Annotated in this window: 21 protein-coding genes and 1 tRNA gene; 12 read left to right on the plus strand and 10 right to left on the minus strand. The window is 56.2% G+C overall.

Annotated elements, in window-relative coordinates; genetic code table 11:
• Positions 1–40: 40 nt before the first annotated feature.
• Complete coding sequence (locus JSS95_05005) at positions 41–220, plus strand: hypothetical protein (GenBank protein ID MBS1799167.1); 180 nt, start codon at positions 41–43, stop codon at positions 218–220.
• Positions 221–431: 211 nt separating this feature from the next.
• Complete coding sequence (locus tag JSS95_05010; GenBank protein MBS1799168.1) at positions 432–1,346, plus strand: amidinotransferase; 915 nt, start codon at positions 432–434, stop codon at positions 1,344–1,346.
• A 64-nt stretch (positions 1,347–1,410) separates the two neighbouring features.
• On the opposite strand, the gene pyrF is transcribed toward JSS95_05010, so the two are convergent.
• Positions 1,411–2,154, minus strand: coding sequence for an orotidine-5'-phosphate decarboxylase (gene pyrF, locus JSS95_05015; GenBank protein MBS1799169.1), 744 nt, complete (start codon positions 2,152–2,154; stop codon positions 1,411–1,413).
• A gap of 78 nt (positions 2,155–2,232) precedes the next feature.
• Positions 2,233–2,757: a septal ring lytic transglycosylase RlpA family protein gene (locus JSS95_05020; protein ID MBS1799170.1), complete on the minus strand. Its 525-nt coding sequence runs from the start codon at positions 2,755–2,757 to the stop codon at positions 2,233–2,235.
• Between the two features lie 260 nt (positions 2,758–3,017).
• Between JSS95_05020 and thiD the strand changes: the two genes are divergently transcribed.
• The 3 genes from thiD (at position 3,018) to thiS (ending at position 4,489) form a co-directional block, all read left to right on the plus strand.
• On the plus strand, positions 3,018–3,818 hold the full coding sequence (gene thiD, locus JSS95_05025) for a bifunctional hydroxymethylpyrimidine kinase/phosphomethylpyrimidine kinase (protein ID MBS1799171.1): 801 nt from the start codon (positions 3,018–3,020) through the stop codon (positions 3,816–3,818).
• A 63-nt stretch (positions 3,819–3,881) separates the two neighbouring features.
• Positions 3,882–4,226: a hypothetical protein gene (locus tag JSS95_05030; protein ID MBS1799172.1), complete on the plus strand. Its 345-nt coding sequence runs from the start codon at positions 3,882–3,884 to the stop codon at positions 4,224–4,226.
• A gap of 38 nt (positions 4,227–4,264) precedes the next feature.
• Positions 4,265–4,489 (plus strand): sulfur carrier protein ThiS, encoded by a 225-nt coding sequence (gene thiS / locus JSS95_05035; GenBank protein ID MBS1799173.1) that lies wholly within the window; start codon positions 4,265–4,267, stop codon positions 4,487–4,489.
• Here the strand turns inward: thiS and JSS95_05040 are convergent.
• Positions 4,459–5,646 carry a glycosyltransferase family 4 protein gene (locus JSS95_05040; protein ID MBS1799174.1) on the minus strand — a complete coding sequence of 396 codons (1,188 nt, stop codon included), beginning with the start codon at positions 5,644–5,646 and terminating at the stop codon, positions 4,459–4,461. The two genes, thiS and JSS95_05040, sit on opposite strands and share 31 nt — an antisense overlap.
• A gap of 392 nt (positions 5,647–6,038) precedes the next feature.
• Between JSS95_05040 and JSS95_05045 the strand changes: the two genes are divergently transcribed.
• The 3 genes from JSS95_05045 to JSS95_05055 all read left to right on the plus strand — a co-directional run bounded on the left by JSS95_05045 (position 6,039) and on the right by JSS95_05055 (position 9,321).
• Complete coding sequence (locus JSS95_05045; protein ID MBS1799175.1) at positions 6,039–7,457, plus strand: hypothetical protein; 1,419 nt, start codon at positions 6,039–6,041, stop codon at positions 7,455–7,457.
• Positions 7,454–9,187, plus strand: coding sequence for a carboxypeptidase regulatory-like domain-containing protein (locus JSS95_05050; protein MBS1799176.1), 1,734 nt, complete (start codon positions 7,454–7,456; stop codon positions 9,185–9,187). Before JSS95_05045 ends, JSS95_05050 begins: the two co-directional genes overlap by 4 nt.
• 46 nt (positions 9,188–9,233) lie before the next feature.
• Positions 9,234–9,321 (plus strand) — tRNA-Ser (locus JSS95_05055).
• 38 nt (positions 9,322–9,359) lie between these two features.
• Here the strand turns inward: JSS95_05055 and JSS95_05060 are convergent.
• On the minus strand, positions 9,360–10,859 hold the full coding sequence (locus JSS95_05060) for a hypothetical protein (protein ID MBS1799177.1): 1,500 nt from the start codon (positions 10,857–10,859) through the stop codon (positions 9,360–9,362).
• 75 nt (positions 10,860–10,934) lie between these two features.
• Positions 10,935–11,510 (minus strand): helix-hairpin-helix domain-containing protein, encoded by a 576-nt coding sequence (locus JSS95_05065; GenBank protein MBS1799178.1) that lies wholly within the window; start codon positions 11,508–11,510, stop codon positions 10,935–10,937.
• Positions 11,511–11,764: 254 nt separating this feature from the next.
• Between JSS95_05065 and JSS95_05070 the strand changes: the two genes are divergently transcribed.
• Genes JSS95_05070 through JSS95_05085 form a run of 4 tightly spaced genes read left to right on the plus strand, consistent with a single transcriptional unit; the run spans position 11,765 to position 17,393 of the window.
• The gene (locus JSS95_05070) at positions 11,765–12,853 is read left to right on the plus strand and encodes a LacI family DNA-binding transcriptional regulator (GenBank protein MBS1799179.1); all 1,089 of its coding nucleotides are present in this window, start codon (positions 11,765–11,767) and stop codon (positions 12,851–12,853) included.
• Positions 12,854–12,890: 37 nt separating this feature from the next.
• A complete protein-coding gene (locus JSS95_05075) occupies positions 12,891–14,447 on the plus strand; it encodes a sugar ABC transporter ATP-binding protein (GenBank protein MBS1799180.1) in 1,557 nt (518 codons plus the stop codon).
• Complete coding sequence (locus JSS95_05080) at positions 14,444–15,394, plus strand: ABC transporter permease (GenBank protein MBS1799181.1); 951 nt, start codon at positions 14,444–14,446, stop codon at positions 15,392–15,394. Before JSS95_05075 ends, JSS95_05080 begins: the two co-directional genes overlap by 4 nt.
• Entirely contained in the window at positions 15,378–17,393 is a 2,016-nt protein-coding gene (locus tag JSS95_05085) for a substrate-binding domain-containing protein (GenBank protein MBS1799182.1), read from the plus strand. The genes JSS95_05080 and JSS95_05085 overlap by 17 nt, the downstream gene beginning before the upstream one ends.
• On the opposite strand, the gene JSS95_05090 is transcribed toward JSS95_05085, so the two are convergent.
• Genes JSS95_05090 through JSS95_05110 form a run of 5 tightly spaced genes read right to left on the minus strand, consistent with a single transcriptional unit; the run spans position 17,390 to position 22,830 of the window.
• Positions 17,390–18,454 (minus strand): aldose 1-epimerase family protein, encoded by a 1,065-nt coding sequence (locus JSS95_05090; protein ID MBS1799183.1) that lies wholly within the window; start codon positions 18,452–18,454, stop codon positions 17,390–17,392. The genes JSS95_05085 and JSS95_05090 overlap by 4 nt on opposite strands.
• Before the next feature lie 37 nt (positions 18,455–18,491).
• A complete protein-coding gene (locus tag JSS95_05095) occupies positions 18,492–19,370 on the minus strand; it encodes a DUF1080 domain-containing protein (GenBank protein MBS1799184.1) in 879 nt (292 codons plus the stop codon).
• A gap of 33 nt (positions 19,371–19,403) precedes the next feature.
• Positions 19,404–20,546: a Gfo/Idh/MocA family oxidoreductase gene (locus JSS95_05100; protein ID MBS1799185.1), complete on the minus strand. Its 1,143-nt coding sequence runs from the start codon at positions 20,544–20,546 to the stop codon at positions 19,404–19,406.
• A gap of 7 nt (positions 20,547–20,553) precedes the next feature.
• Positions 20,554–21,561 (minus strand): TIM barrel protein, encoded by a 1,008-nt coding sequence (locus JSS95_05105; GenBank protein MBS1799186.1) that lies wholly within the window; start codon positions 21,559–21,561, stop codon positions 20,554–20,556.
• A gap of 51 nt (positions 21,562–21,612) precedes the next feature.
• Positions 21,613–22,830: a hypothetical protein gene (locus JSS95_05110; GenBank protein ID MBS1799187.1), complete on the minus strand. Its 1,218-nt coding sequence runs from the start codon at positions 22,828–22,830 to the stop codon at positions 21,613–21,615.
• Positions 22,831–22,852 lie beyond the last annotated feature (22 nt).

The following is a 22,852-nucleotide window of genomic DNA, read 5'->3' on the forward strand; positions in this document are numbered from 1 at the left end:
AGCGCGAAGCTGAAACATTCGTTAGGGAGAACAAGTCATTATGGCGAAGATTGCCAAGACCGGCGACCGTAAGAAGGTCATGGATACCCACAAGAGCACCGATTGTCCCAAGTGCTCCAAGCCCACCCGCATCGTCAAGCGCGTCAAGGACCGCGAGCGCGGCACCCCCGGCGGCGTCTACATCTCCTGCTCGGCCTGCGAGTTCTTCGAGAAGCTCTAATCGCAAAACCAGCATCATAAAGAAGAGCCCCGGCAAGGGGCTCTTTTGCTTTGCTCTGGAGTCAAAAAACAAAGCATATCTTGCAGCCTGGTTACCTTTTGCTCTATGGAGGGTCGAACCAAAGTTGTACAAAAAATTACTGTAACTCCTCTTGACGATTGCCGCTTCGGACGGGCAGACTCATCACCGGAAAGCAGGGAACAGCGTTTCTATGAGCACCATTAGCACTTCAATCAAAACAGCAGCTTCGGCCTCTTCTTCCTTTTCCTCCCTCCCTCACTTCGACAGGCCAACATACCTGATGTGCCCTCCAGAGTGGTATGACGTGAACTATGTCATCAATCCCTGGATGGCCGGGAATCTGCATCGCCCGTCAAGGGACAAGGCCTTCGCCCAGTGGAAGGAGCTTCATCATCACCTTCAAAAGATCGCCGACATCCGCCTGATCCACGGCCAGCCCGGCTCCCCGGATATGGTCTTTGTGGCCCACACCGCTGTAGTGCAGCACGGAGTCGTCGCTCTCTCGAGCTTCAACCACCCCCAGCGCCAGACCGAGGAGCAGCCGCTCCGCCGCTGGTTCCAGTCCGTCGGCTTCCTCGTATGGGAGACTCCCCGCGAGACTGCCTTCGAGGGAGAAGGAGACGCGCTCTTCAACGCCACTGGCGATCACTTGTGGGCAGCCCATGGACTGCGCACCTGCCTCCAGAGCCATCGGCACGTCGCCGATGCCTGGCATACCAAGGTTACGTCGCTCCATCTCAGAGATCCCCGTTTCTACCACCTCGATCTCTGCTTCGCTCCTCTCTCGGGCGGGCATCTGCTTTATTATCCCGGGGCGTTCGACGCTCCGTCGCTGGCAAAGATCGAGGCTGCCTACGCGCCAGAGATGCGTATCCCGGTAACCGAAGCCGAGGCGACCCAGTTCGTCTGCAACGTCATCAATGTTGGCCCCAACATTTTGATGGGAGTTTCAGGCACATCGGTGGCAAAGCGGCTCACCGACTTCGGTTATAAGGTCACGGAGCTGGACCTGAGCGAGTTTCTGCATGGAGGAAGCTCCGCCAAGGCGCTGGCTCTCCGCCTTAGCGACTCTAAGGTCACGAGCGGCATCCCGGCACAGGTCTGATTTTCAGCTAGATACTAAAAGGCCTGCACCCTCTTTCGGGGTGCAGGCCTTTCAATTTAAGGCATTACTGAGCCTGCTCAATCTCTTCAAGAATTGCTCTCGCAGCCTTCGCCGGATTGGACGCTCTCGTAATCGGCCTCCCGACCACCAACATCGAAGCGCCACGCGCGATCGTCTCCGCTGGAGTCGCCACGCGCTTCTGGTCATCAGTTGCTGAGCCTGCCGGACGCACCCCCGGAACCACCAGCATTGTCTCCTGCCCGGTCGCTGAGCGTATCGCAGCTACCTCCTCGGGCGAGCAGACCATGCCGTCAATGCCTGCACTCTTTGCCAGCTTCGCCAGCCGCAGCACCTGCTCCGCGGGTATCCCCTGAACTCCCGCAGCATTCAACTCAGCCGCATCCATGCTTGTGAGCACCGTTACGGCCAGCAATTTGGGAGCGCCCGGTGCCTGCGCAGCCTCCGCCGCCGCCCGCAGCATCGCAGGGCCGCCTGAGGCGTGGACCGTCAGCAACTCCGCTCCCGTACCGCTCACCGACCGGACCGCACCTGCCACGGTGTTGGGAATATCGTGCAGTTTGAGGTCGAGAAAGATTCGATAGCCGTGGCCGCGAAGGGTCTCAACCAGCTCATTTCCGGCAGCATAGTATAGTTCCATGCCGACCTTCAGCCAGCGGCAGGAGCCGTCCAGCCGGTCGATCAGCTCGAGTGCGCTGCGGCCATCGGGCACATCCAGAGCTACAGCCAGGCGGTCCCGCACATCGTCCGATATCCCTGTCTTCCAGGTAGACCTATCAACAGTATTCATTGAGATAAGTCTAGCCCGGGACAGGCTTCGGTTCGCAGGCCGAACAGGCCGTGGCTGATGAAATTGCTGAAGAGGGAACTATAGACCCTGGGTCGCCATCAGAGGCAGGCGTATCTGGGCCATCAACTGACGCATCATCTCAGAGTCGCCCGGCCGCAGCGTCTCGAGCTTCACTTTGCCGAGGCCTGTGATTCCGACCGCTTTGGCCGCACCATACGAGAGATCGACGATGCGATCCTCGGGCATGGGACCCCGGTCGTTGACCCGGACAAACACCGATTTGCGATTTCTGAGGTTCGTCACCTTGACCCAGGAGTTGAGAGGAAGGCTTCGGTGAGCGCAGGTGAGCCCGTTCATGTCGTACTGCTCACCGTTGGCCGTCTTCTTTCCCTGAAAGTAGTGACCGTACCAGGAGGCCTTGCCTATCTGGTACCACTTGTGAACTTTACCCTGGTCCGAGTTCTTCTGCATTTGCGACGGCGAAGGATCGCTGGCCGAAGCCGTGACTCCCAGCGCCACGAGCAGTGTCACGACGGCAACTCCGAGCCGGGAAGAGACGTTTCCGCCCCTCTGTACAGGAATTATCTTCATGGCATCTCCCATCCCTATATTGTCTTGGCAGAAAACAGCTAAGTCAATCAATCGCTTGAGGTTATGATGAAAAATACCTTGCTGGAATCTCCCTGCTGTGCTAAAGGATATTCCCTATTGAGATGCCGTTAATCGCCCATAAACTGCCCCATTTGGGTCATATTTCGCCTTTTCAGGCAATTCAGGGATGAATCTGCTACTTTTTGAAAAAGTTGGATTTTTTTGTCTTGGAGGCCCATTTCTGCCTCCTGGAGTCTCCTCATAGAACCCAAATGAAGATCGCCCTGACCATTGCCGGTTACGACCCCTCTTCCGGTGCCGGAATCACCTCCGACCTGATGGTCTTCGCCTCCTACGGCCTCTACGGTACCTCGGCCATCACCAGCCTTACCGTCCAATCGACTGTGGGGGTCGAAAGCAGCCACCCTGTTGCGGCAGAAACAGTGCAGCAGACACTCAAATGCCTGCATTTCGACCTGCCGCCGTCCGGAATCAAGATCGGAATGCTTGCCACCGCCGGGATCGTTGAGGTTGTGGCTGAGTATCTAAAGGCTGTTCGTAAAGCCGCACCACATACTCCGATAGTCCTGGATCCGGTCCTGCGGTCAAGCTCTGGGAGGGAACTGCTCTCTGACGAGGGGCTGGAGCAGATGCGCAAAGTTCTTCTGCCCCAGGTCGACTGGGTGACCCCAAACCTCTCTGAGTTGAGCCTGCTTGCCGGGACAGCGGTCGTCAGGCGCGATCAGGTTGCGCCTGCAGCCCGGCTTCTGCAGAGTGGATATCCCAATCTCGCCATACTGGCCACGGGGGGGCATCTCGAGCACCCGGACGATCTTCTTTTATGCCCCGGAACGGCCCCCGTCTGGATCGCTGGCGAAAGGGTCGAAAGCACCTCAACCCATGGCACTGGCTGCGCGTTATCGAGCGCATTGCTTAGCCGGCTTCTGCTGGGCGACGAGGCCCGCGCCGCTGCCATCGCCGCAAAGCGCTATGCGTCCGAGGCCATCCGCCGAGCCGTTCCTCTCGGGCATGGGCACGGTCCCTTGAACCACTTGTGGCCAATTCGAAAGTAGATTCCGAGCCTCATGGCGCGTCCCAGCACGCCGATAGGAGATGAGGACGGAGGATTTACTGTTATGCCAACCGCCTCTAGGAGCGCAGCGCCTTTCTCCCAACACAGGACCAGCCTTCCGGTGAAGCTCCATCCTGCACCTCGGGCCGAAGAGGCCGTACTCACGATCCACCGACGCTCCAGATCGCATCATGGCGCAACGCTGCAAACTCTGGGCCATGCCGCCGAGCACCTTGCTGCCCGGTCTTTCGCCGCAGAAGCTACCGATGCTGGAGACCGGGAGGCGACTCATATACTGATGCGTCTCAGCCGGGAGGTCTTCGACGACTACGTCCGTCTGACGCGTCAGCGCCATCCTGTCGCCGATTGGATTATGGGCCAGGCTGTCCGTGTCTATGGGGCGGCGTGAGGGGCCGTTCACGTACTTCGTCCTGCTAACCTTGAAGTATGTCTCTTACCGTCGTCCTGAACGGACAGTCACGCACCTTTACCACGCTGCCGGAGTCTCCCAGGCTCGAGAACCTTATCCACGAGCTCGGCCTGAAATCGGACCGCGTCGCAGTTGAGGTCAACGGAGAGATCGTTCCGCGTAGTTCGTGGGCCGAGGCTCCAGTTAGCGAGGGTGACCGCCTTGAACTGGTTCACTTCGTCGGCGGTGGAATTGACGAGTAAGGCTGAGAGGCAATCAGGTCCTTCAGAAGCTGCTCCCACCGGTCGCCGTAGTCCTTCCACCCCCCCAGCAGATGCACCCTTTTTAGCGCCGCCTCGCTCATCCTTTGTTGCAGGGCAGGATCGTCAGCCAATTGCTGCATCCTGCCGGCCAGTGCGGCCGTGTCGCGCAGGGGAACGATGAAGCCTTCCACCCGGTCGGTGAACAGGTCTTCGCCGCCGGTCTGGGTTGAGGCGATCACCGGGCAGCCGCAGGCCAGGGCCTGTCCCTGAACCAGTGCAAGCCCTTCTTCGATACTTGGCAGCACCATTACGTGGCTCGTGCCCATCAGTTCCACCAGCCGGGTCTGAGGAACGGCCCCGAGGACCTCGACATTCTCCATCGGCAAGCGACCCAGTACCTGCCGGATGTCGGGATGAATCGCTCCAGCCAGTCTCAGGCGTTTGTTCGAATGGCGAAGTTGAGAGAACGCCTCGAGCAGGTAGGGAACTCCCTTGCGCAAGCCTACAGAACCGGCGAACAGGACCTCGAAACGATCTTTTGGCGGCTCTCCTGTACGCCGGAAGCTTTCAAGCCGCACACCATATGGAATGGTCCGTAGCTTCTCTTGCCGGACACCCATCTCCATAAAGGAGCGAGCTGCAAAGCTGGAAGGAACTGTGATCAGGTCCGCAGCCTCGTAGATCTCTTCTTCTCGTGCAATGTCGCGCATATCCGTAACGGGCCGCTCAACCCCCCAACGGCTGTACTCTTCAGAGACAATCCGTTCCTGATAGCGCTGATGCGAGGACCCCCGGTCGCAGATGAACTTGCCCCCGGTTCGCTGAAGCCGACGGCCTGTCTTCAGGCCGGCACCGGAGATGGCGATCAGGGCGTCGCACTCCATGAGCCGTCGATCCGTCCACCAGTCAAAGGCCAGAGCATTGGCATAGCTCAACTGGTCGTTGAGCCACACATTGGACCAACCCATCTTTGTAAGCTGGAACTCCGGCAGATGTATCCAGGGGAAGGTTCCGACCTTATCGCGCGGCAGACCTTCGCGCTTCAGGCGAAGCCACGGCCAGGTTGAGTAGATTTTCTGGAGATGGCCCCGGCGGTTCAGCTCACGCGCAAGTTCAAAGTGATGGAAGACGCCAAAGACAGCCTGTACGATTCGCATGAACGATGGGGGAGTCCTGCTTGATAGTAGCAAAGTGCAGTGCCAGGACAGTGGAAGACTCCTCATCGCAGTAGAACGCAATATGTACATAATATGTGTTATCAGACATTACTTCCTTGGCGACTTGATACTAATTGCTGCAAAGATCGTCTACAGAGTCAGCACTCCGATATGCACGTCGCGCTAACATGCTGAACAGGTTGCCTGCCTCTGGATCACATTCGTTCCCACTAAAGCTGTCCCGTCTTGTCGCGTTCCTCTGTTGGGGTGTGCCCTCTGCCCTGTGCCAGTTTCAAGTGCAGCCTGGTTCAGCAAAAACCGGATCGTCGACCGGTTCCATAAGCGGAGTTGTCGTCAGCGCTACCATTGGCACCCCGATACCCCGTGCCCTCGTGCAATGGAACGATCAGGCAGTTCTGACTGGCCACGATGGCAAGTTTCTCTTTGATGTTGGGGATTCTGGCAGTTCAGGCACCTTGCAGGTCACCAAGCCGGGGTTCTATGCCAGCCCCGATGGCGACGGTGCGGCCAATGTCTCCTTGCAAAACACCCAGCCTGATCCAATGACGGTGAGGTTATTCCCCGAGGCATTGATTACAGGAACGCTGACGACAACCGATGGTACGCCGATCCCCCGAATTCCTGTCATAGCCCAGCGCAGCACCTATAACGATGGCATCCATCAATGGTCACCTGCGGGTCAGAACCAGACGAACTCCCGCGGAGAGTTCCGCATTGCGCTTCCTCCCGGTGATTACCGACTGGAAACCAGTTTTCAACCTCGGCTTGCTGGAACGGCAAACAGTGTTATTTCTTTGATATATCCATCGCAAAACTCATCCGATACATTAGACAATATTCTTCATTTGCGATCAGGGACAGAAGAGCGGGTTGCTCTCCATCCAGATGTTGTCCCCACCTATCCTGTCGCACTGAAGGTAGAACTGACAGGAGAGCGTGGTTTCCCAAGAATTACTGCGCGTTCTTCTACTGGAGCGGCAGTCTCGGTCAATCTCATGAGGTATGAACCCGGAGCGGTGAGCAGAGTCGAGCTCCCCCTTGGCACGTACACATTAACCGCATTCATGAACCTGGGAGAAAGCTCCGAGTATGGAGAGAGCCAGGTGACTGTTACCGGCCAGAACACCCCGGAGGTTGTTCTCCATATGGCGTCTGTGCCAGCGATTCCAGTCGAGGTCATCGCCGACCAGGGATTGGCTGCAACGTCTGATAAAGTGCCGATGCCGCAGCAACTGGGGTTAGCCCTAAACACCATCCAGGAGAGCGGTCGCTTCGGAAATTCCATGGTTGGCTTGGTTCAGTCGCGTGACCGCAGCTACTTTCACCCCTCCCCTGGGACATACCGGCTTGTCAGCCGAAGCGCTGGGCCGTGGTTTATCAAGTCAGCCAGTTATGGTGTAACCGACCTCCTGCAGAGTGACCTGGTTGTTGCGCCGGGGGCGGGCAGCTCTCCAATCGTGCTTACGGTCAGCAACCAGACCGGGAGCGTTCTGGGGACGGCAAGCATTCACGGGGTTCCGTCGCCTGCATGGATCTATCTCATTCCAGCGGGACCTGCTGCCAATTTGATCTATTCCGTGCGAAGCGGTACGACAGGCGCATTTAACCTGGCATACCTTCCTGCGGGGAGTTATCAGGCCGTTGCGTTCGAGTTGCGGCATCAGGAGAACTACCGCGACCCGAGCGTGCTGTCGAAGTACGCGACGTTTGTGAAGAGCGTCACGATAACGGCAGGCAATAAAGCAATGCTTGACCTGAACGCCATCGCCGCAGGAGAGATGCTTCCGTGAGACGAGTTCCCTTCCCGCAGCTTCTTCTCCTTCTTACTACATTCGTCGTTGCGACGGGAAGGTTGTCGGCCGCTCCGGCACCCTCGTTCACCATTACCGGAGTTGTGGTCGATAGCGTTACGAGCAATCCAATTACACGCGCTCATCTGGATGCGTCCCTTGTTGTGCGTGGAAGGGCCCCGGGACGCAGGCCACAGTCTGCCAGCGGTGCGGATGCCGATGAGCATGGACGCTTCACGGTGGTTCTGCCTTCAGCGGGAGCATGGCATCTTACGGCCAGCGCACCTGGGTATGTGACGCAGGCATACGATGAGCACGGCGACTATTCTTCCGCCGTCGTGCTTACTCAGGCATCCCCTTCGCTGAACCTCAGGTTCAGTCTTCCTCCCCAAGCGCGTATCTCAGGCACGGTTGTGGATGATGCGGCCGAGGCGGTGCGCAACGCGACCGTACAACTGGTCCGGCTGCCTCTATCCAGCCCTGAACATCGCCAAGCAGAGCAGATTTCTTCGCGATGGTTTGTTCAGACGGATGATCGGGGAGCTTACGAGTTCGCCAATCTTGCACCCGGCAATTATCGTCTGTCGGTACAGGCAAAGCCCTGGTATGCAAACTCCGCCCGGCAGAGACGCTTTATGGGAGGAGCTTTATCGGCTTCACAGCCGTCTATGCCTGTGCAGTCGGCGGCCCTGGACGTGGCCTATCAGCTCACGTGGTATCCCGGTATGGACGATCCTGCGCAGGCAGAGACATTAGCGCTCGTGGCAGGCGATGATCGGCGTGCCGACTTTCATCTGACGCCAATTCCCGCCCTGCACCTTCAGATCCCCCCCCCCGCTCCGGCACAGCAAACGGATGGGAGACGTATTCCTTCCTTCCCCATTGTCGAGCGAATCGACACCGGAGGAGGAAACGCTGGCTTTGTGCAACCATCAACGACGACAGGACCACAAGGACAGATCGATGTAGGAGGTCTCTCGCCAGGAACGTACCGGATCCGGCTTCAGGGACAGAATCAGGATTCACGCACTGCGGTCGTAACACTTTCCGAGGGATCGTCACGGTCGATCGATTTCAACGCAGCGGCCGAGGCGATGAGCACTGTCACTGTTCGCTTTGAGATGGACACCGAAGACGGGCGCTCCCCTTTGGTAGAGCTTACAGATACGGCGACGGGGCAACGGTTCTTTCCGGTTGCTGCCGGACGCCCGATGCCGCCAAACATGCGGCGAGGCCCCCAGGCACAAGCGTTGCGCGATATCAGTCTTCAGGTTCCGCCAGGACGTTATGAGGTGAGCTTGCAGAACAGCGGCGATGCCTACCTGACAGGAGTTTCGGCTCAGGGTGCGGATGTGAGCGGGAGATTCTTGACGATTCACGGGGGAGATGTCGCTCTGCTGCTGCACACAGCGAGTGGACACGCGGCGGTAACGGGAGTGGCGGCCTCGAAAGGAGCGCCATGCGTTGGCGCTGTGATTCTGCTGGTACCGGCGGGGCTTGACGACCCGGGATCGTTCACAGCAGTGGTCCGCGACCAGAGCAACACGGACGGCAGCTTTGATCTTGAAGGGGTCGTTCCGGGGCAATACATCCTGATCGCTCTCGACCGAGGATGGGGAGTCAATCTAAGCGATCCATCCACTCTGCGGAGCTATCTGACTCAGGGTGTTCCGCTCGACCTGCGGTCCGGGGCGAACATGAAACAGAACATCGAAGCACAGCTCCCGTGAAACACAGGGGCAGCCTATGTTAGATTCAATGAAGCCCACCCATCGCGGAGAGATGGCCGAGTGGCTGAAGGCGCACGCTTGGAAAGCGTGTATACCGCAAGGTATCCAGGGTTCGAATCCCTGTCTCTCCGCCATCAAACTTGCTTGCTTCCCTGTTTGCCTCGTGTTTCTGCTATTGACCTTGCTCCGGCAGTCGTTCGCAGTTGCCAGGGAGCATAAAGCTATGGGTATCGTCATGGTCGACGTTTTGATAGTTCACCTTGAAACATGTGCTCCATCGGCTGAAATCCATGTAGCGGCTCAACTCTTCCCTTTGCGCATCGGTCACGAAGAGCACTGCCGGCTTTGAGGCGGCGCAGCGCTCGTAGCGCTGGAGTATCGACAACTCAGCAACGTTGCGGCCGTTAACCAGCCCTTCCGTATCGCAGATCGTTCCCTGGGTGAAGTAGCCGATAAACCCGACGTCGCCTGCGATGATAGTGCTGTTGCTGAAGCGTGAAAGATCTTCCTGGCGCATTTTAAGAAATGCCGCCGAGCGTCCCATCATTGAATGGAAGCCAAAGAAGGTATCGAACGGAAGCAGGCATACGAGCATTCCCAGAAATGCCACCTGCCATTTGCGCAGATAGGGGGTATATACCGGGAAGTCACCCGTACTATTGGCTTGTATTGTGACGATGTTCCATAGAACGCTGAACCCAAGAGGCCAGATCAGATACCGGATACCCTGAATATATTGACCGCGCAGGCATGCCAACGACACAAGGATTGGATAACTGGCATTAGCTGCAATCCATACGATTGTTTTTTCGCGAGCCTGCTCACTCGCGCGGATATATTTCAGCGCTATGACGGCCGAGGTCAAATATATCGCCGTCAGGCCAACGCCAAACGCAAAAGAACTGGCTGTCATGCGAAAGACCGTCGAAAGCGTTTCGAGGCTCTTTCCCGATGCTATTTTGGCGACAGCTGTATCAGGCAGCAAATGGTGAAAGTAAAGAGTGATTCCAATCACCGCAAGACCTGCACCCGCAATCAAAGAACAGGCGCGGGCCAAGGCGATCTTTCTCTCCGGACATGAACGAAGGAGATCGGGACCTGCAACGATGATCGCTCCCATGGCAACAAGCAAGCAAAGCTCTACTCGCGCCAGGACCAATAGGAATCCATACAACGCCAGAAGAAACATCGTTCGGAAGGTGACCTGCGTCTGGTGAATGAGAGAAGGTCCGAAGATGGCAAGCAGGCCAACCAGGAATAGAACAAACCCTGTCTCCATTCCATCGGTCAGCCATCGGACCGCCATGGGACTCAGAAGCACCACGAGTAAAGATACGCCCAGAGTCCTGCCCCATTTATTCTGGCTCGACCGCAGCGTCTTATAGGCAACCCCTACAACAAGAAGTAAATAAAATGCGACAGAGACGAGCTTCGGTAGCAGTGGACTGCTTGTCAACCACCGCAGACCTGCGAGCAGACATACGTACAAGACGCTGGATGTCCCATAGTCCTGCTGTCCGCCGTTGTAAGTAATTTGATGAGATGACTGTAGATGCGACGCATATCGCAGATGGATAAGAGCGTCATCCAGCATGTAGTAGCGTGTCGTCAGCAGGACAGCCAATAACCATATTGCAACGCCAGCGCCTGCGAGCATCTCGCTTCGTTTCATGTATTGAACTCTAGCATGATGAAAACGTGCCTCCATGGAGGCATAAAGGTAGGGCCTCGACGGTCTGCCATGGATCTAGAATGTTATATTGTTTTTTCTTGTTTCAACATCAGTGGGGTTCATCGCGGGAACCTTCTTCAGGTCGTCAAGGGTTTTGAAGTCACCGTTCTTTTGGCGGTACGCAACGATGTCCTCCGCCTGCTTGGTGGTGAAGCCGAGCTGGCCTTCGATTTCAGCAGATGTTGCCTTGTTGATGTTGACCTTGGCTGCCATTGGAGGGCAGTTTTTAACCAGGAAGTCGAGTATGTCGGTGAACTCCTCGTCACTTGCGGAGGCCCCGAGCCCAGCCATCTTGGTAATGGTCGCCTCCCAGCCTTCGCGGTTCTGTCCATTAGCGATGACGATCGCAGGCGAATGACACTTTCCGCAGACGCGGATCAATGTGTCCTTTCCCTTCTCATCGGGTAGCCGAGACAGGGGACCAGCCGGCTTTTGCGGCGCAGCCGGTGCCTGCGATTGCGCAGGAGCAGCCTGTTGGCTTTGTGCCGGCGACGCAAGCACCACAGAAGAGGTAATCACGAGTCCCACACCCAGGGTGAGGATTGCGGCTGCCGCTGCAAGTGTGTACTTATGGGTCGAAAGATGCTTCATGTTCATCTGGAAATGGCCCCCGGTCTTGTCGCTGTCTGCGCCGTCTCTGGTTCAGTTCCACGCCCCCCTATTTTAGCCTTCAGTTGGTGTGGCGAGTAGGGATGGATCTCTGATCCATATTATCCAGGATCGCGTATATTGAGACGTCTCATTTATGATGGATGTTATTGTTTACGGCAATCAGTGTCAAGACGACAACGCAAACCTGTGTGGATTGGACTGAAGACGATATTTCATCATGTAGGATTCTGACTATGCCGCCTACGCAAAAAGAGCTCGCCAAACTGGCGGGGGTATCCTCGGGGACTGTTTCCAACGTTATCAGCGGCTCAACCAAGGTCAGCGAGCGCTCGAGGCAAAAGGTACTCGAGGCGATCAAGGCGTTGAATTATCAACCAAATCTGATCGCGCGCAGTTTGAGAACCAACCGGACGCGCACACTCGGAATCGTTGTCCCTGATATCACGATTCCCTTCTTTCCCAAGATCATTCGCGGCGCAGAGTGCGCTGCGCGTGAACGCGGATACTTTTTGATTGTGCTCGACTCTGAAGGGAGCCCGGACCGAGAGTCGGACATGATTGCCCTGCTACGCGCTCAACGCGTTGAAGGGATGTTGCTGGTTACAGCGAGCGGCGAGGAACTTACGCCAGAACGATGGGAGATGTTTACGTCGAGCTTCCCTGCGGTGTGTCTGGACCGTTTGCCCGCAGACCTGAACGTCGACTCTGTATGTGTGGACGACTCTGGAGCGGCGGAGATGGCCATCTCACATTTGATCAGCATGGGGCATACGCAGATTGCCGTTGTGACGGGACCGCTTACACTGCGCAATGAGCAGGAACGGCTGCGCGGCTACCGTCAAGCGCTGCAGAAGGCCAGCATTCCCGCTCAGAAGTCGCTTATCTGGAGCGGCAGTTTTGAGCAGGACGAGGTTGCTCGACTGTGCCAGAACGGCATGTTGAGGGCGGCGAATATGCCGTCGGCATTATTTGCCACCAACGGGGTTACGGGGTTGGCTGCGCTGAGAAGCCTGTACTCCGTTGGATTGAGTACGCCAAAAGACTTTTCATTTACAACCTTCGACGAGATTACGGCGGAGGATTTTTTTCGTCCCGGGATTACCTCCGTCGTTCAACCCACCTTCGATATGGGCTATCGCGCAGTGGAGGTGCTGCTGGACAGAATTGAAAACGGCGAGTTGTACCCCAGGCAGAAAGTGCGGCTTCCGGCAACGGTGACCGTCCGGGAATCGTCGAGTACACCGATTGCCGTGACTGCGGCGAAGGCACAACCTGCTAAAGCGCCTGCCAACCGCAAACGCGGCGTTGACAGGCGTAGATGAACTTTCTTAGTGTGAGACGTCTCATATTGTGAGCGTGATGCCCGAGCCATTCGAAGATATTCAGACGCCGCTTCAGCGCCAGTGTTTACTGCGCGCGCGCGGGATCTCCAAGAATTTTTCGGGCGTGCGCGCTTTACACGATATCTCCTTCGAACTACTTCCAGGTGAAGTGCACGCTTTGATTGGAGAGAACGGCGCGGGAAAATCTACGTTTACCAAGATCGTTACCGGAGCAATCGCCGCCGATTCAGGGTCCATCGAGATATGCGGAAAAACGGTCCACAATAACAATCCAAATCTAGCGCGTTCCCTGGGGGTGTCGGCGATCTATCAGCAGCCGTCTCTCTTCCCCCACCTAAGCGTTGCTGAGAATATCGCGCTGGCTTTAGAAAACAGCGCGTCTTCATGGCGGATCGATTGGAAGACCAGATTTTCGCGGGCAAAGGAACTGACCGATCGACTGGGCGCTCAGATCGACCTCCGGCGGTCCGCCGGGTCGCTAAGCATGGCTGAGCAGCAAATTGTTGAGATAGCAAAGGCCATTGGATCAGAAGCGAAGATACTGTTTCTCGATGAACCTACAGCCTTATTAAGCGATCGCGAGGTTGCCAATCTCTTCAGAATCGTCCATCAGTTGCGTGAGCAAGGCGTGGGAATGGTTTACATCTCACACAGGCTTGAGGAGATTGAACAGATCGCCGATCGTGTGACTGTTCTGCGCGATGGGAGCACCATTGATTGCCGGGAGACGAAAGGGGTAAAGCGCGATGAGATGATCGCAATGATGGTCGGACGCTCTGTGGCTTCGATCTTTCCAAAGCGTTCTGTGCCCATCCGCAATACGGTTCTAAGTGTTTCAAATTTCAGCAACCGCGATCTGGGGCTGCATGATATTTCGTTCTCGGTTCGCGGCGGAGAGATTCTCGGTTTTTCTGGCCTGGTCGGCTCTGGTCGAACAGAGCTGGCTAAGACATTGTTCGGCATGACTCCTGGAGATTCGGCGATATCGATCGCTGGACAACCCGTCCACATCACTTCTCCTCGGCAAGCCATCGATCTGGGCATCGGCTATCTGCCCGAGGACCGGCGTCAGCATGGCCTAATCATGGAGATGGACATTGCCTCGAATATCACAATGGCTAGTCCCAAAGAAGTCTCCCGGTGGGGCTTCATCGACAGAGGCAAGGAACAAGGAGTGGCGAAGCGATACGTCTCCGATCTGCAAGTCAAGACATCGAGCACATCGACGCCTGCGATGAATCTCTCGGGCGGGAACCAGCAAAAGGTCGCATTGGCCCGCTGGCTCGCAACGAAGCCACAGTTGATGATTCTCGATGAGCCGACGCAGGGTGTGGATGTGGCAGCAAAGGCGGAGATCCATCATCTGATCTCGCAGATGGCCGAGGATGGTGTTGCGATCATTCTCATCTCGTCGGAGTTGCCGGAGATACTTGGGATGTGCGACAGGGTTGCAGTGTTTCATGAAAAGACCATCGTTCAGATACTGGATCGCAAGGACACCGCACAGGAAAAGATTATGGCCCTGGCCTTTGGGCACTCGCTCGATGACTCGACGTCGGGTGGCTCTGTATGACGATGCGCACCACGGAGTTCGGAGTACTTGCGGCTAATGTCGTGCTGTTGGGGGTCCTGGCATTCTGCACTCATGGCTATTTCACCCGAGGAAATCTCCTGGACCTGTTTCTGTCGGCGATGCCGGTCATGATTATTGCTGTCGGCATGACGCTGGTGATTCTTACCGGTCATATCGATATATCGGTAGGATCGGTCTTCGCCCTGTGCAGTGTGACGATGGGAATGTGCTCTGCCAGCGGTATCGCGACGCTCCCGAGCGCCATCGTTGCTTGTATTGCCGGGACATTGTGCGGAGCATTCAATGGTGTACTTGTAGCGAAATTACGTATTCCCTCCATCGTCGTTACGCTTGCGACGATGGTCGCTATGCGCGATGGGCTTCGCTGGATGACGCAAGGCGCGTGGGTTGAAGGCCTGCCACCGCGGTTTCAATGGTTTGGTATGTCGTCGACGAGCTACAACATTCTTTGCTTGTTTGTTGTGACACTCCTAGTCGTGCTTTCAGCGTTTGTACTACGGCATCTGCGCTTAGGCAGGGCCGTTTTTGCTACTGGTTCGAACGAAGCAGCGGCGCGAATAGCCGGAATCGACACCAGCCGAGTTGTTCTCGGCGTATTTGCGCTGACCGGACTTCTTACTGGTCTTGCTGCTGCTCTCAACGCTACACGCTTCAAACAGATACCAAGCAACTCAGGTATTGGCCTTGAGCTGAAGGTCATTGCGGCCGTAGCAGTGGGAGGGGCTGTGATTACGGGAGGCTCGGCGAGCATCGCTGGGACCGTCCTGGGGGTCCTTCTTTTGAATAGTATCGGCTCTGCACTGACTTTTCTCGGTATCGACGCTTACTGGGAGAAAGCGATTCAAGGGGGAATCATTCTGATAGCAGTTGCTATCGATGCAATCAAGATGCGGCGAAAGCAGGGTGACAATGCCGTCATCGCATAAAGGAGCACCATCCTTCCGGCTCACTGGAATACAGTGCGCTCTGCTTGCGGGGCTGTTTATTGAGTGCCTGATATTTGCGGTTTCATCTCCAGCTTTCTTTACCGCAACGAATCTGTTCGAAATACTACGCTTCAGTGTGGAGTTAGGACTTCTAGCAGCCGCGCTAACGCCCGTACTGATAACAGGTGGCATCGATTTGTCTGTTGGATCGACGATCGGCCTCGTTTCGGTGATCTTCGGCCTTGCCTCGCATGATTTGCATTGCTCCATCCCTGTATCGATCGCAATCGGGCTGCTCATCGGTGTGGCTTGCGGGGCGCTGAATGCTGTCATGATTGCTGGATTCAGGCTGCCATCGCTGATTGTCACGTTGGGCACGTTCTCACTCTACCGCGGTATCGCAGAAGGAATGACGCACGCAGCAAGAAGTTTTACGGGCTACCCATCTTCCTTCCTGTTTCTTGGTCAGGGCTATGTTGGCGGCGTGGTTCCCGTACAGGTCTTTGTTTTTTTTGCGGTCATCGCGCTCTACGCTCTTCTCCTGCATCGTTCCGTGATTGGGCGCGCTGTCTATGCGATCGGCTTCAACGTGGATGGCGCGAGATACGCCGGTTTACCTGTCGATAAATATCTCTTCCTTGTCTACCTGCTTTGCGGAGCGACCTCCGGACTTGCTGCAATCATTTATGTCTCACACCTTGGGCTGGCTAAATCAGATCTTGGTACAGGGTTTGAGTTGCAGGCGATCACCGCAGTTGTCCTTGGCGGGACATCGGTTATGGGGGGCCGGGGAAGCATCTTTGGCACGCTGCTCGGTCTCTTTTTCCTTACGGTGCTTCAGAACGGTATGCACCTCATGGGGATGCCTTCGGAGATGACTGGGGTGATTACAGGCGTGCTGCTTTTGGCTGTTGTTGCAGTTGATCTGCTGCAAAATAAGTCTGGGGCGACTCAAAAAGATCGCATAGCGCTTTCTGGACAAAGAGTAGTTCGTCTGGCGCCTGTCCTCTTTGTGCTTATTGCTGGCGTTCTCCTGGTGGGCGTTCGATTCCATTGGGCGCACAATACCGATCGGAATGCTCTCACAGGGAGTGGCCATCGTCCCGTCATTGCAGTGATGCCCAAAGCCAAGGGTGATCCTTACTTTGTCAGCGCACGCGCGGGGGCGGAAGAGGCGGCGAAGGAACTTGGCGTCGATCTGATATGGGACGGGCCGACAAGTCTCGATGCTTCGCAGCAAAACGAGCTTGTAGAGAACTGGATTACGCGCGGAGTGGATGCAATTGTTGTTGCAGTCGAAAACAAAGGAAGCATCTCAACCGTATTGCGCAAGGCAAGGCAACATCACATCGCTGTGCTTACCTGGGATGCCGACGCAGAGACAAATGCGCGAGACTATTTTCTTAATCAGGCAACTCCCGAAGGAATCGCAGATGCACTCGTCGACGAAGCTGCAAGGCTACTTCCCGATGGGGGGCAGTTTGCGATCATTACGGGAGCCTTGAGCGCTGAGAATCAGAACGAATGGATTGCATTCATCAAAGCATCTGTTGCCAAAAAGCATCCGGATCTGAAGCTTGTTACGGTACTTCCGAGCGATGATGATCGCGACAAGGCATTTCAGCAGACGCAGACGATTTTGAAGGTTTATCCCGAGATTCGTCTCGTAATGGCGATCTCAGCGCCGGCTGTGCCTGGAGCAGCGGAGGCAGTTCAGCAATCGAAACGATCTGTCGACGTTATTGGCCTTTCGCTGCCTTCCATCTGTAAGCCATATATTCACAGCGGAGTGGTGCGGTCGATCGTTCTCTGGAACACAAGAGACCTGGGCTATCTGACCGTATATGCCGGGTGGCTCGATGCTACAAAGCGAATCGCTGCCGGAACTAGCTCAGTGACGGCAGGACGCCTAGGAAGACTTGACGTAAAGGGTAGCGAGATTGTTCTCGGCAAGCCTCTGCTCATCAACAAGGACAATATCGATCAGCTGCCATTCTAAGGGACGATCGTATCTTCAATTGCCGCTTGCACCGCCTGGGCGCTATCAAGAATTTCAAGGGCGATCTGGAACCTGCGCACTTCACCGGGTTGGATGGTCTGGAGCGTTCCTCTTTGGCGTTCGGCTGAACGACCGAGCGTCCTGCAATTCCCGGGCTCCAGACCAAGCACGAAATGATTCTCGCCGGTCATCTTCCACTGTACAAATTCCGGAAGCGTCGTTGCATCGTAGCTGAGCCGAATACCAAAGTCGGGACGATTGCGATCACGAACGAGGACCACTGTAGCCCAACCATTGGTCTTGCGTTTCATCTCGTGGAAATACACTCGTTCCTTCTGGTTTCGTACCGGCGCTTCAAACATCATCCAGTTGTCTAAACTCTCCTGAGACAATCCATCGATCGGATTGACCTTTGAAGGAGACGCGAATATCCGGGAGTTTTCCGTCAAAAGAGGGTAGCCAAAGTTGAAGTGATAAAGAACCATCAGGGGGCTTTCTCTCACTCCCTGATTTTCAACGCGGTCTTCAATTGTGAAAGCTTTGCTGCGTAGTGTGGTCGATATGGTTCTCTCAAGAAGCAGGTTTGCCCCATGAACGGCGGTCTCTCTGGCACGCCCTCGAATCTCAAACCGGCAGTCATCGTTATCCCAGGTCTCATCCCAACTGACATGCTCAGCGGAGGTATTTGAAATAGATCCGTGGAGTCCCAGTTCCCGGCCGTCGTCAATTGATGGCGACCCAACTGTCGTGAGGCCGCAGGTTGTCAGCAGGCCGCCAGCAAATGTCTCGAGCCAGTCCAGCCCGCGGCTTGAGTAATACGATGGATGAACCAGCCCGGTGGGCGAATGCCAGCACAAAGACTGGCCGAGAAAGCTGGCCTCATAGATGTCCATGCCCTTGTCGGGAACGATCCAGAGCTCCAAGCCAGCCGCAGTGCGAACGCGCAGCGTTGCGATTCCCTTGCCTCGTCCCTCGGCGTTGACGAGGCTGGTAATGCCGCCTACCTGGGAGAGTTTGCCGACACGAGTAAGTAACGCTTCTTTCGCCCCTTGCTTACTCATACGCCTAACGCCCTTTTGTGCTGAACCGTAGCGGCTCTTATGGAAGTTTCTTCAGCCAGATATTGCGGTGCGAGATCTTTACATCTCCTCCGCCTTCGATCTCAAATGCTAACAGACCCTCGGCTTTATAAAATTTGGGGTCCGTATCGACAAGCACCGCCATGACGTGCCCATTGATAATATGCGTGAAAGTGTGACCGTCGGCTATGATCTCAAACTGATTCCATTCACCCGGCTTAATGTAAGACTTCAACTCATCGGAACTCCCCAGAGTCGCAAGCAGCCTCGGCTTCTGTCCGGGCTCGGTTGCAACCACCTGTCCGCGCCATGCAATGATTCCGCGCGGACTGTCCTGTTCATAGAGCTGACCGGAATAGCGGTTGTTGTAGTCGAAGTCCCCCTGGTACCCCATCAGGTTCCACTTGGCATGTTGCTGTAAGGTGTCCTGGTTGCGCTTGAATCTCAGCTTCTGCTCTTCGGTCATCTGGGCAAGACGTTCAGGTGGAATCTGGCGTATCTGGGGCAGAACGCTTGTGCTGCGATATTGAATGCCGCCGTTGGCTCCTGTGCCTTCCAGCTTCATCTCAAGCCTGAGCCTGAAGTTGCCCACCTCGCCGCCGCGCCAGATAATATTGGTCGTTCCTGACGGGTGCTGGTCGCTCGAAACGCCAACAATGGCGCCATCTTCGACATGCCAGACCTCTGGCGGTCCATCCCAGCCGTTCAGAGTCTTGCCATCGAAGATCTGCGTCCACCCGGTATGGTCGTTGAAATCGATCGGTTCCGGCTGGACGAAACGGCCACCACCGGCAGGAGGTGCGGCAGGACGCTGTGCATTGCAAAGCGATGGCGAGACCATACCAACAGATGCAATAGCGATCACAGCCGCGGCGCGCCAGAAACCTTGTCGGAACATATCCATCTCCTCGTTACTCGTGAGAGTTTATCGTCAGGAAGCGATCGCTTCCCACTGCTTCGTTTTCGCCGACTTCAGAACGGCGTCAGTGACATGGTCGACCGCCAACCCGTCCTTGAAGGTAGGTGCCACTTCGCGCCCCTCACCGAGGGCTTTCAGAAAGTCGGCCACTTGATGAATGAACGTATGTTCGTAACCAATCTGTAAGCCAGGTACCCACCACTGCTTCATGTAAGGGTGGTCGCTATCGGTAATGTGAATGCTCTTCCAGCCGCGCAGGCGTCCCTCATCGCGATGGTCGAAGTATTCCAGGCGATGGAGGTCATGCAGGTCCCATCTGGCCGATGCGCGTTCTCCGTTGATCTCCAATGTAAAGAGTGCTTTGTGGCCACGGGCGTATCGCGTCGCCTCAAAGAGCGCCATTGAGCCGTTTTGAAAGCGGCCGATAAAGGAGCTGGCATCGTCAATTCCAACAGGCTCCATCTTTCCGCTCAGGCTGTGCTTGCGTTCCTTAATGAAAGTCTCCGTCATCGCGGCAACTTCAGTGAGTGATCCATTCAGCCACAATGCCATATCGATATTGTGTGCAAGAAGATCGCCCGTAACACCGCTGCCGGCCACGGAAGAATCGAGACGCCACAAGCCCTCGCCGCCTTGCGGGAGATCCTGGGAGATCGTCCAGTCCTGTAGAAACTGCGAGCGATAGTGAAATATCCGTCCGAAGCGACCTTCGTTCAAAAGCTCTTTCAGAAGAGCTAGAGCTGGAACGCGGCGATAGTTGTACCAGACCATGTTCGGACTCTTCGACGATTCGACTGCGTCTACCATCGCCTTCGCTTCGGAGGCCGTCCTCGCCAGAGGCTTCTCACACATCACGATCTTTCCGGCCTTTGCGGCGGCGACGGCAATCTCCGCATGTGTATCATTCGGGCTCGCAATATCGATCAAGTCGATGTCGTTGCGTTGAATCAGCGTGCGCCAATCCGTTTCGATCGACTCAAACCCCCAGTTTTCGGCAAACCCTTTCACCCTGTCGGCGTTTCGCGCGCAAACAGCCTTCAGTACAGGACGGTAAGGAAGATCGAAGAAGCGCGGTGCTTGCAGGAACGCATTCGAGTGTGTCTTCCCCATGAAGCCATAGCCGACCAGACCGACATTGAGTTGTTTCTTCGCCATGCTTTCCTTACTCCCATCCATGCGCATCGCGAACAGCAATCAACGTCCGGAGCACTTCATTCCATGTCTTCGGCGAGTTCATCGTCGCATTGGGGAACATGCAGCCATCCCAACAGATATGCTGAAACGCTCTGGTAGAACTGCCATCGCTGCTGCGCATCCACAGACCGGCCACCTTGACGATGTCCATCTTGCCGTTTGGATCGTCCGCCGGACAGTGGCGTCCAGTCTTGTCGTGCGAACCCGTGCCATGCACGGTGCCGTCGTTCTGCGCGACGTGGAAGTCCATCGTCCAGGGACGAAGCGCGTCGGTCAGCTTACGCAGAGCCTCCATCAGCACATCCTGTTGCGACCAGTCGAAGTTCTCCGGCAACAGGCGGCTCTCCGGCGAGTTGTAACCAAGCGTGTAGAGCAGCGAGTGGGCCATGTCAGCCTGAAAGCCAACCGTCTTCGGCATCCCTACAAGCTCCAGAAGCTCCACCATATGCTTCCAGCCGTGCATGCCTCCCCAGCAGATCTCACCTTCCGCCGCGAGCCGTTCCCCAAAGCTCTCCGCGATCGTTCCAGCCTCGCGAAACGTCGTGGCAATTCGCTTCGTATTTCCTGCCGGGTCCTTGGCCCACTCCGCTGGGCTGGTGGCCGAATCGATTCGCACGACGCCGTAGTGCCTCACGCCGAGTTCCCGCAGCGTCTTCGCCATGGAACATGCTTTCCTGACCTGCGTCAGAAATCTTCCACACTCTTCATCGGAGCCCATCGCCGAGCCGCCTCCCGTCGGAGGCCAGACCGGCGCGACAAGCGAACCGACGACGAGGTTCCTCCCTGCGATATCATCCGCAAGCCTTGAGAGATCGTCTCGCGTCGAATCGATATCCACATGCGGCAGGGAGGCGAACAGGTCGACGCCGTCAAACTTCGCTCCATCGACCTCCGCCGCTGCCGTCATGTCCAGCATCGTCTTGAGGTCGATCGGCGGCTCCGAGTCTGGCCCCTTGCCCACCAGACCGGGCCACATTGCGTTATGGATAGCCGGCTTCGTATGCAGTGCTGTGCCGCTCACGGGTCCTCACTTCTTCAACAGTGGTTCTGCGTCCGGATTCCCGGGGCCAAAGTGCTTCAACATGACGAGTGGATCGGTCGAACTCGTATTCTCGATCACGACCCCTTCCTTTGCAATCGCAGCGGTGACAAACACCTCGTCTTCGGTCATCTGTCCGAACCGAATCATCGAAGGCGTGGATATCGTCAGCTTGCCCATCCGGCCATGGCCTTGTGTCACGATCACGCCATAGGCTGCGGCATCCTTGATGGCGACCTTCTGTCCTGGAAGTATCGTCAACTCCTTCGCGGAGTAATACTTTGTGCCGTAGGTGACCCAGACCTCACGGTAGCCGCGGTCCTTCATCGCCTGTTCATCACACACCGGCCGCGGGAAGGTCTTGTTCGACTTGGCAAACTCAGGATTCACGTTGGCATCCCAATCGAGCATACTGATCAGGTAGTCGATGTCCTTGCTGAACTCCGGCTTTACGTCCTTTGTGAGCAGGCCCCAATCCACAATGCGGCCTTCGACCTCGGACTGGAACATTGCGAAAACATCGCTGTTTACCTGGGGCTCATAGGTCACCAGAGAACCCGGCGCATGCAGAATGCCTGGGTCGATCTGCCAGCCCTCACCAGGAACCAGACGATACGCTCTCGCATAGGCGAGGATGCCGTTGTCTCCCTGGTTCCACTTCTCAAGGCAGCGACGGATATCGTCCTTTGTCGTACCCGGCTCTAGCCCCATGTAGGTGTGCGGAAAGTTGTTCTGGATCTGGTTGTACTGTGGAGGAAAGTAGTACGCCTCTGGCTTTCCCTTCTGCCCAACAAGCTTTGCAAACTCTTCCGTCTGGTGCATATGGTGCGGAATGGGGCCCATGTTGTCGAAGAACTTGCACAGCAGGTTCCAGCCGCCCTCGCGATTCATCACATCGGAGCCAAGCAATACATCACCCGCCGTCTCAACGGCCTCTTTCAAGAGGAAAGCTTCCCCCTGCGCCGGTTTGACGTAGCTCAGGCCTTCATCCTGAAGCGTGTCCGGCCCATTGGATGCCTTCGTTGTCGAGGAGAACCAGCGCTCGTTGATCCCGCCGCGATGTCCGCCAAATGCGTACAGGTCGTCTGGGTGCAGCTTCAATCTTCTTCCAGGAACCATAAACGAACGTGGTACCCAGCATGGAGCAAGTCTCAGAACTCCCCCACCCGCATTGACGGCTTCTTCTAAACTCGTGCGCTTTAACATCCTTTATCTCCGACAAAAATGT

It is taken from the genome of Acidobacteriota bacterium (assembly GCA_018268895.1).
GTDB lineage: Bacteria > Acidobacteriota > Terriglobia > Terriglobales > Acidobacteriaceae > Edaphobacter.

Excerpts from the sequence above, each read along its gene's own strand:
- JSS95_05005 (MBS1799167.1), top strand. The coding sequence starts at position 41 with ATGGCGAAGATTGCCAAGACCGGCGACCGTAAGAAGGTCATGGATACC.
- JSS95_05010 (MBS1799168.1), top strand. The coding sequence starts at position 432 with ATGAGCACCATTAGCACTTCAATCAAAACAGCAGCTTCGGCCTCTTCT.
- pyrF (MBS1799169.1), bottom strand. The coding sequence starts at position 2,154 with ATGAATACTGTTGATAGGTCTACCTGGAAGACAGGGATATCGGACGAT.
- JSS95_05020 (MBS1799170.1), bottom strand. The coding sequence starts at position 2,757 with ATGGGAGATGCCATGAAGATAATTCCTGTACAGAGGGGCGGAAACGTC.
- thiD (MBS1799171.1), top strand. The coding sequence starts at position 3,018 with ATGAAGATCGCCCTGACCATTGCCGGTTACGACCCCTCTTCCGGTGCC.
- JSS95_05030 (MBS1799172.1), top strand. The coding sequence starts at position 3,882 with ATGCCAACCGCCTCTAGGAGCGCAGCGCCTTTCTCCCAACACAGGACC.
- thiS (MBS1799173.1), top strand. The coding sequence starts at position 4,265 with ATGTCTCTTACCGTCGTCCTGAACGGACAGTCACGCACCTTTACCACG.
- JSS95_05040 (MBS1799174.1), bottom strand. The coding sequence starts at position 5,646 with ATGCGAATCGTACAGGCTGTCTTTGGCGTCTTCCATCACTTTGAACTT.
- JSS95_05060 (MBS1799177.1), bottom strand. The coding sequence starts at position 10,859 with ATGAAACGAAGCGAGATGCTCGCAGGCGCTGGCGTTGCAATATGGTTA.
- JSS95_05065 (MBS1799178.1), bottom strand. The coding sequence starts at position 11,510 with ATGAAGCATCTTTCGACCCATAAGTACACACTTGCAGCGGCAGCCGCA.
- JSS95_05070 (MBS1799179.1), top strand. The coding sequence starts at position 11,765 with ATGCCGCCTACGCAAAAAGAGCTCGCCAAACTGGCGGGGGTATCCTCG.
- JSS95_05075 (MBS1799180.1), top strand. The coding sequence starts at position 12,891 with ATGCCCGAGCCATTCGAAGATATTCAGACGCCGCTTCAGCGCCAGTGT.
- JSS95_05080 (MBS1799181.1), top strand. The coding sequence starts at position 14,444 with ATGACGATGCGCACCACGGAGTTCGGAGTACTTGCGGCTAATGTCGTG.
- JSS95_05085 (MBS1799182.1), top strand. The coding sequence starts at position 15,378 with ATGCCGTCATCGCATAAAGGAGCACCATCCTTCCGGCTCACTGGAATA.
- JSS95_05090 (MBS1799183.1), bottom strand. The coding sequence starts at position 18,454 with ATGAGTAAGCAAGGGGCGAAAGAAGCGTTACTTACTCGTGTCGGCAAA.
- JSS95_05095 (MBS1799184.1), bottom strand. The coding sequence starts at position 19,370 with ATGTTCCGACAAGGTTTCTGGCGCGCCGCGGCTGTGATCGCTATTGCA.
- JSS95_05100 (MBS1799185.1), bottom strand. The coding sequence starts at position 20,546 with ATGGCGAAGAAACAACTCAATGTCGGTCTGGTCGGCTATGGCTTCATG.
- JSS95_05105 (MBS1799186.1), bottom strand. The coding sequence starts at position 21,561 with ATGTGGCCCGGTCTGGTGGGCAAGGGGCCAGACTCGGAGCCGCCGATC.
- JSS95_05110 (MBS1799187.1), bottom strand. The coding sequence starts at position 22,830 with ATGTTAAAGCGCACGAGTTTAGAAGAAGCCGTCAATGCGGGTGGGGGA.